Annotated in this window: 6 protein-coding genes and 1 pseudogene; all 7 read right to left on the bottom strand. The window is 60.2% G+C overall.

Annotated elements, in window-relative coordinates:
• Positions 1 to 300: pseudogene (locus ACT8X9_RS11895) on the bottom strand (GNAT family N-acetyltransferase); the annotation flags it as partial.
• Positions 301 to 312: 12 nt separating this feature from the next.
• A complete protein-coding gene (gene rnr, locus ACT8X9_RS11890) occupies positions 313 to 2,433 on the bottom strand; it encodes a ribonuclease R (RefSeq protein ID WP_444269125.1) in 2,121 nt (706 codons plus the stop codon).
• A gap of 118 nt (positions 2,434 to 2,551) precedes the next feature.
• Positions 2,552 to 2,800 carry a preprotein translocase subunit SecG gene (gene secG, locus ACT8X9_RS11885; protein ID WP_444269124.1) on the bottom strand — a complete coding sequence of 83 codons (249 nt, stop codon included), beginning with the start codon at positions 2,798 to 2,800 and terminating at the stop codon, positions 2,552 to 2,554.
• 101 nt (positions 2,801 to 2,901) lie between these two features.
• Complete coding sequence (locus tag ACT8X9_RS11880) at positions 2,902 to 4,500, bottom strand: peptidoglycan D,D-transpeptidase FtsI family protein (RefSeq protein ID WP_444269123.1); 1,599 nt, start codon at positions 4,498 to 4,500, stop codon at positions 2,902 to 2,904.
• Between the two features lie 342 nt (positions 4,501 to 4,842).
• Positions 4,843 to 5,997, bottom strand: a complete 1,155-nt coding sequence (locus tag ACT8X9_RS11875; protein ID WP_444269122.1) for a tyrosine-type recombinase/integrase — start codon at positions 5,995 to 5,997, stop codon at positions 4,843 to 4,845.
• 106 nt (positions 5,998 to 6,103) lie between these two features.
• Positions 6,104 to 6,391, bottom strand: coding sequence for an excisionase (locus tag ACT8X9_RS11870; RefSeq protein WP_005932579.1), 288 nt, complete (start codon positions 6,389 to 6,391; stop codon positions 6,104 to 6,106).
• A gap of 212 nt (positions 6,392 to 6,603) precedes the next feature.
• On the bottom strand, positions 6,604 to 7,896 hold the full coding sequence (locus tag ACT8X9_RS11865) for a VapE domain-containing protein (protein ID WP_444269126.1): 1,293 nt from the start codon (positions 7,894 to 7,896) through the stop codon (positions 6,604 to 6,606).
• Positions 7,897 to 8,074 lie beyond the last annotated feature (178 nt).

Raw genomic sequence — 8,074 nt, 5'->3', positions numbered from 1 at the left:
GCCCTCCCGACGATGGGCCGGGGCGGTGCCGACGATGAAGATCATCTGCCTGCTGACCTCCGGCGTGTGGAGCTGGGGGTCGTCGTACATCGCGTCGGTGAGGTCGGGCTGGTCGGTGACGAGGCCGTTGACGAAGGCTTTCACCCCGCCGTCCTCGTCCAGCAGCCAGAAATGATCCGGGTAGACGGCCACCCGCCCGGCGATGCTCTGCCGGGACGCTCCCTCGGCGGGCGGATAGGATGCCGCTTCGATGTCGGCCAGCGTGTCCACATCGGCGGGGACTGCATGACGGATGCTCATGTTTTCCCCTCCTCAGTTCTTGGCGGCAGGGGCGACCTCGAAGTCGATCTTGCCCAGATTGACGTCGGCGCGGACGATGGTGATCATCATCTTGTCGCCGAGGCTCCAGCTCTTGCCGGAGGCGGGGTCGGTCAGACGGACGCCCTCGGTGAGGCTGGTGCCGGAGGGGGTCAGGCTGGAAGCGGGCACGAAGCCCTCCACGCCGTTGTCCAGCTCGATGAAGAGGCCGCGCTGGGTCACGCCGGAGATGGTGCCCTCGTAGCACTCGCCCAGATGGCGGCGGGCATACTCGGCCTTGTAGCAGTCCTCGGCCTTCCGCTCGATCTGCATGGCGACGACCTCCCGCTCGCTGGACTGCTTGGAGGCACGCTCTGCAAAGTCGGTGTAGCGGAGGATCATGGTCTCCTTCTCGGTGCCCTTGAGCAGGTCGGTCATGATGCGGTGGATGGCGAGGTCGGGGTAGCGGCGGATGGGGCTGGTGAAGTGGGCGTAGTCCTTCAGCACCAGACCGTAGTGGCCCTTGGGCTTTTCCTCGTAGAGGGCCTTGGACATACAGCGCAGCATCCCGGTGTTGATGATCTGCTCATACGGCGTGCCCCGCACCCCCTCGAGGATGGCGCTCAGCTCCTTGGGCGTGGGCACCTCCTTGGCGAAGTGGTCGTTGATGCCGCAGGCCTGCAGCAGGGCGTGGAGACGCTCCAGCTTCTCGGCGTTCGGCTCCTCGTGGACGCGGTAGACGAAGGGGATCTGCTTGACCCGGGCAAAGTGAGCAGCGCACTGGTTGGCCAGCAGCATGAACTCCTCGATCATGCTCTCGCTCTCGCCGGAGGTGCGCTTCTTGACGTCGATGCAGCGGCCGTTCTCGTCGAGGATGAGCTTGACCTCGCCGCTCTCGATGTCCATGCAGCCCCGCTCCTTCCGCAGGCGGGCGCGGTGGCCGTACAGCTCCTTCATGGCGGGGAGCTGGTCGATGACATCGGCATACTTTGCCTTGATCTCGGCGTCCGCCGTCCCGGCCAGCAGGGCGTTGATCTCGGCGTAGACGCCCTTAACCCGGCTGCGGATGATGGACTTGACGAAGCGGTAGTCGGTCAGGTTGCCGTCCTTGTCCAGACGCATCAGGCAGGAGAAGGCCAGACGCAGCTCGTTCTCGTTCAGGCTGCAGATGCCGTTGGACAGGGCCTTGGGCAGCATGGGCACCACCTGATCGGCGTAGTAGACGCTGGTGGCGCGGCTGAAGGCCTCGTTGTCCAGCTCGGTGCCGGGCTTGACGTAGTTGGAGACGTCGGCGATGTGGACGCCCAGCTCAAAGCCGCCGTCGGAGGTGCGGGTCAGGCTGACGGCGTCGTCGATGTCCTTGGTCTCGGCGCTGTCGATGGTGAAGATGGGCAGGGCGCGCAGGTCCATCCGGCCCTCGCAGTCCTTCTCGGAGATCTCTGCCCCCTCGAACTTCTTGGCCTCCTCCCGGACCTTATCCGGGAAACGGGTGCGGATGTCCTTGGCGTAGAGCAGGGCCTTGGCGCAGCGCTTGGCCTCGTCGGAGCTGCCGAAGCGCATGGCGACGCCCACCCGATGATCCTCCTGCCGGTTGCCGCGGTTCAGGATCTCGACGGCCACCTTGTCGCCGTCCTTTGCGCCGCCCTCGCAGTCCCGGGCCAGCGGCATGGTGATGGCCGGGCAGTCGTCGGGCACGAAGCGCAGACGGCCCTCGACCCGGCGCACCGTGCCCACCAGATCGTTCTTCTCGGTCAGGACGGCGAGGATGGTGCCCTCGTCGCTGCCCTCCATGCGGGGATGCTCGAATTTCTCCACCAGCACCTCATCGCCGGGCATGGCGCCCTTGGTGAAGCGGCCGGGGATGAAGATGTCGCTGGTGCCGTCCTCCAGCATGACGAAGGCAAAGTTCTTGCCCAGCTTGACCACCTTGCACAGCAGAGCCTTGCCGGCACGGCCGGAGCGGACGGTGAAGAACACGCCCTGACGCTGGCAGACGACGGCCTCCCGCACCAGCTCGTCCAGAGCCTCCATCACCTTGCGGTCTGCGCCGCGCTCGCCGCCGAACTTCTGCTTCAGCTCCTTGACAGTGCAGGGCTGATTCTGGATCGCGTGTTCGATCTTATCGCGCATTGACATAGATTTTCTTTCTCCTTAACTACCTTGGCCCGCCCTCCCACCGGGGCGCGGCTCTTCCCTCTTATCCATACAAACAGAAAAACAGCCCCGCTTTCATCACGGGGCTGCGGGCGCGTACTCAGGCCAGACGGCTTGCGAACACGCAGGCCAGAATGGCCACCACAAAGAAAACGACACCGGCGACGCGGGTCACTTTCGCCAGCATCTGATCCGCAGGGGTCAGACGGGTGTTGTTTGCGCCGTAAGCGCTGCCGTTGATGGCACCGGACAGACCCTGACCGTGGGTGTGCTGCATCAGGGTAAGGGCAAAGATGGCGACCGAGACGACGAGCAGGATAACGCCGCCGACGATTTCATTGACTGCCATGGATGAAAACGCTCCTTTTATTATCAATTTTGGGATACAAACATACAGATACAAGTATATAGTAACATACCCCGGCCAAAAAAGCAAGCAAAAACGCAAAACTACCCGTCCTCTCCCGCCGCCAGCGCGTCGCACAGGCGGGCAAAGACCGCGGCGCTGGACACCTCCGGCTCGGTCTGGGCGTCCTGCATCACCACGATGGTCCAGCGGGGCCTGTCCGCCGGGTAAAAGCCCGCGAACCAGTAATTTTTCAGCTCCTCGCCCTCCCGGAACTGTCCGGTCTGGGCCGTACCGGTCTTTCCGGCGGCAGTGCCCTCCGCAGGGGCCGCCTGCTGGCCCGTCCCCTCCGCCACAACGCCCGCCAGCAGGCCTTGCAGCCTCTTTGCCGTCTCTTCGGAAAACACCCGCCGGGCCGAGCCGTGGGCCAGCGGCGCAAGCTCCTCGCCGGTGGCCTCGTCCACGACACACTCCACGAAAAGGGGGGTGCGGTAGACGCCGCCCGCCGCGATGGCGTTCATCATCCCCGCCGCCTGTAAGGGCGTCGCCAGAAGCTCCCCCTGCCCGAAGCAGAAGTTGGCGAACTGCCCCTCGTTTTCCAGCGTCTCCGCCTCGGGCAGGACGCCCGCCGAGGCCCGCAGCCCCGCCGCGATGTCCTGCCCCTTCCCGAAGCCCAGCGCCGCCGCCATCTGCCGGACCCGCTCCGGCCCGAGACGCCGCCCCAGCTCGATGAAGTAGCCGTTGCAGCTCTTTTCCAGCGCGCCGCCCAGCCCCACAAGGCCGTGGGGCACGCTTCCGGCGCAGCGGTAGACCTGTCCGTTCCGGCTGTCATACCCCGGGCAGTCCCGGACGAAGTCCCCCTCCCCGGCTTCCAGCGCCGCAGCCGCCACCACCGGCTTGAACACCGAGCCGACCGCATAGGCCGAGAGGGCGCGGTTCAGGAGCGGGCTGCCCGGGGCCGTCAGGCTCTCGCCCACATGGGCCGGGTCGAAGCCGGGCCGGCTGACGCAGGCCCGCACCTTGCCGCTGCCGGCCTCTAAGATCAGGATGCACCCGGCGGCCATGCTCTCTGCCGCCACCCCCTCTGCGGCCCGCTGGATGCTGCGGGAGAGGGTCAGCCGCACCCCCCGTGCGGCGGCGGATGCCTTTTCCAGCACCGGCTCACTACCCCGCCGCAGACGCCCCTGCGCCGTGACTGCGCACCGGAGGATGTCCTGCCCGCCGGTGGAAAGGATGTCGTCCAGCGCCGCTTCGAGGCCCGCCGCGCCGCGGCCCTCGCCGTCCAGATAGCCGATGAGATGCTCCGCCAGCGGGGCGGCGGCGTACCGCCGGGGCACGGCATAGCACCGCACGCCCAGCCCTCTCACATCCTGCGCCACCTCCAGCAGGAAGGGCCGGGAGGCGTTCCGCTCCCGGTAGAGCACCGCCTGTCCGTCAGCGTCCGCGTAGGGGTAGAGCCGCGCATAACTGCCCTCCCCCGGGAAGCAGAGGGCCAGCCACTGCTCCGAAAGCCCCGTCAGCGGCAGGCCGTCGCAGTCGTAGAAGTTCCCCCGCGCCGCAGGCAGGCGCAGGACGGCCTCGCTCTGCGCCGACGCCCGCGCTACGTATCCGGTGTTCGAGCAGAGCCAGTACAACCGGCAGACCACCGCCGCAAACCCCAGCAGAAGCGCCCCATACAGCGCAAGCACCCTCCGGCCCGACATAAAAAAGCCCCCTTCCCTGCCCCGTAGTATGGGCAGAAAAGGGGGCTGTTACGCAAAAGAGGCAGGGCCTCCGAAGAGACCCTGCCTCAAAAGACATCGGGATGGGATGGGGCTGCGGCTTAGTACATGCCGCCCTTCCAAACCACACTTTTGGAGCCGAGTCACAAATATCGGGAAACGTAGACTTTTGTAGAATTATCAAGGCCACAAGCCGATTTTTCCAGATTCTCCGTTTTTGCACGATCCACGCTTTTCTACGCAAATCTACGCCACTTACCGGGTGATTGGCGTAAGTTTTGGCGTAAGTTTCGGCGTAAGCAATTCCGCTTCATGCGTCGAAAATCACAGGTTGCCGGCGATTTGTTCAAAGGCTCTTTCAACCGATTCAAAGCTGCTGTGCGTGTAGACATCCAACGTCACACTGGCATTGGAGTGTCCCATCAGGTATTGCAGGCTTTTTACATCCAGCCCGGCCTGCTGAACATTGGTGCAGAAGGTGTGTCGCAGCACATGAGGTGTAATGCGCGGAACAGGTTTGCCGTACGCCTTCTCAAACTTTCCCTGCACGCCACGCATATAGTTTTCCAAGTGCATTGCCACCTTCGGCATTCCGGACTTGTCCAGAAAGAGGAATCCGCTGCAACCATCCACCAGCGCTTCCACTTTCGTGGACGCTCTGGCTTTTACTACACGCCGCAACGCTGCACAAACGGTATCTGTCATGGGAACATTGCGGATACCGCTTTTTGTTTTCGGCGGTGTGACAAAGTAGGGCTTTTCAGCCGTCCGGCAAAGCTGCCGCCGGACATGGATACAGTGCCGTTCAAAGTCGATATCTGCTCGTGTCAGGCCATACAACTCACTCACACGCAAGCCGGTTCCCATAAGAATGACGATATCATCATAATAGTTGCCGCCATAGTCTTGAACGAATTGCAGATATTTCTCCTGCTGTTCTCTGGTCAGGGCATTGCGCACATAAGCGTCCTTCGGCACAACGTCCGACAGCTTGAACTTGAATGGATTCTTGCGGATGATGTCATCTTCCACTGCCATCTCAAACGCCGGTCTGACAACGCTTTGCAGGATTCCTATGGTGTTTTGCTTGAAACCGCTGTCATGCAGAAACACGAACCAGCCTTTCGCATCGGACAATTTTACCGTTTTGATGGCTTTTTGCCCGAAAGGGTCCGTATGAATCCGCTTGACCGCTGTGTTGTACGACCGAAGTGAATTGGGTTTCAACCCACGTTTCAGGTTCATATAGCGGTCAACCAGATCAGCCACTGTCATCTCTCCGGCAGCATAGTCGATGCCGTCTGCCAGATCACGCCACAGCTCATCCTCTTTCTTCCGCAACTCTGTCAGGGATTTGGCGTAAATACAACGCCGTTTCTTGTGGATATCGGTATAACGATAGTCGTAGGTGCCGTTTGCTCTCTGGCTTTCGCCATCCTTCAAAACACGGCCCTTGCTATCTTTGCGCTTTTCAGACATTTAGAAACTCCTTTCTGTGAAAAGCGCATATAGGGGTTAATTTTAGTATACCATACCGACCATGCGATTTCCACCGATATCGAATAGAAAAGACGTTGCATCATTCTCAAATAGAATACGCCTGCTCGATAAAGCAATCAAACAGACGGCGCTTGATCAAACGCTTGTTGCCCACCCAAAGGACAAATTTGCACTTATCCTCGTTGGTGATCTCACGCAGTTTATTGATGCCAATGCCGGAATAAGCCGCAGCTTCCTCCAGCGTTAAATTGCTCTTTTCCCAGATCGGAACTTGTCGGGACTTGGTCCCTCCATCTTGCTGATGCAAGACCGTTCCGTCGCTTGAAGTCTCCACCGGGGACTTCATTGCTTCGCAAACGCGAACTTCCTTCATAGGCAGACCTCCAATTCCTTGTAACCGAACGCCTGTAACCGTGCAGGAAAACTCTCTTTTGCTGCACACAGGGCATCCGGTGGGCTTTATACTTTTTCTTATTCTTTTAAGGTTACATGGTTACAGAAAGAGGAAAACGCAGCAGTTATGCGGCTTTTGCGCTGTAACTGGAACGTAACCGAATCTGTAACCAACCGTGTAACCACTGTCCATCAGAAGGGAAAGCCCATCTGCTTGGCTTCCGCATCCGTTATTTCGGAGAAATTTTCAGCCCCGGTTTCGGGGCTGGTTACGCGCTCCCAGCCTTTCTGAACGCCGTACTTCGGGTAACGCTTGGCAGTCTTGTGCGCCTGCCAGCCTTGGATATCGCCGCGCGAAATGCCGGTGTTCATGATCTCGCAGATAGCGCGGGTCTCCCACTCTGCCGGGATATTGGTGTTGCCCAGTGCTTCCGCATAGAGCTGCTTGGAACACACCCGGTCACCCGTGTAGTCCTCCAAAAAGGCGTAGATCATGCCCGCCTGTGCATCTTCCTGCATGAAGTCCTGCTGATGGACTTGCAGCGTTTCCTGCATGGCGGGGCTGAACGCCAGCTTGTAATTACCGCTGTTGTAGATGGTCATGGCTTCTGCCCAAAGCTGGTCGATATAGGCACGGGATTCCTCTTCATTGTCCAGAATGTGGACTTCGGCCAGTTCCGCATCCACCGGAACAGGGATGAAGCGGCGGTTGCCTGTGCGGTCACGGGGCAAAAAATCCTGCCGGTTGGTCGTGCCAGCAAAGACGCACTGGCGCAGACGGTCGGCAGGATGGGTCTCGTAGGGGACTTTATAGGTCTCCTTCTGCTTGCTGAGAAAGCTCTTGATCTCCTCGATGCTCTTGGCGTTGGCGGTGGCGATCATCTCCGACATTTCGATGATCCAGTGACCTTGCAGCTTGCGGTACACGTTGTCGTCGTCCAGCCGCCGCAAATCGTCTGAGAACCATTCATCCTTGACCGCCAGCAGCCGAAAAAAACTGGACTTTCCAACACCTTGCCCTCCCACCAGACAGAGCATGGTCTCAAATTTACATCCCGGCTGGAACACCCGCTTGATGGCTCCCAGCAGAAAAATTTTCATCGTTTCGCAAGTGTACTCGTCCTCCGCAGCACCGAGGAAGTGGTGCAGGACATGGGCTATCCGCCCCGTCCCATCCCATTGCAGGCCGTTCAGGTAGTCCCGGATGGGATGATAGCGGTTCTCGTTGGCAACGATGCGGATGGCGGATTCGATTTTCTTTTCACTGGAGATGCCGTATTTTTCCATTCGGCGCAGGATATATTTCATGTCGGTGTCGTTCAGCGTCTTGCCGGAGCGGGGCCAGCCCACAGGCTTTACGATGTCGATGCGCTCGCTCAACAGGTTCAGTCGAATGGCATCGGCCAGCACATGGTCGTTCTGCAAAATCGTGATGCAGTTCTGGATCGTCCGCTGGATTTCGCCGTTGGAGTGCTTGGACAGCATTTCCTTCACATCGGTAATGGTTCGGGGAGCGCGTTCTTCGTTAACTTCTTTGCTCAATAAACATCACCTCGTGTTTCTGACTTTTCGGCGGTAGGCGGGACAGGTGGCTTCCGCTGTGTCTGCTCTGCCTGCAAGCGGTTCAGCAGTTGCAGAACGGAATCCCGTGCTTTCTCCTTGA

The sequence above is a fragment of the Faecalibacterium sp. genome (genome assembly GCF_052358865.1).
Classification (GTDB): domain Bacteria; phylum Bacillota; class Clostridia; order Oscillospirales; family Ruminococcaceae; genus Faecalibacterium; species Faecalibacterium butyricigenerans.
This window is presented reverse-complemented; position numbering and strand designations above follow the sequence as displayed.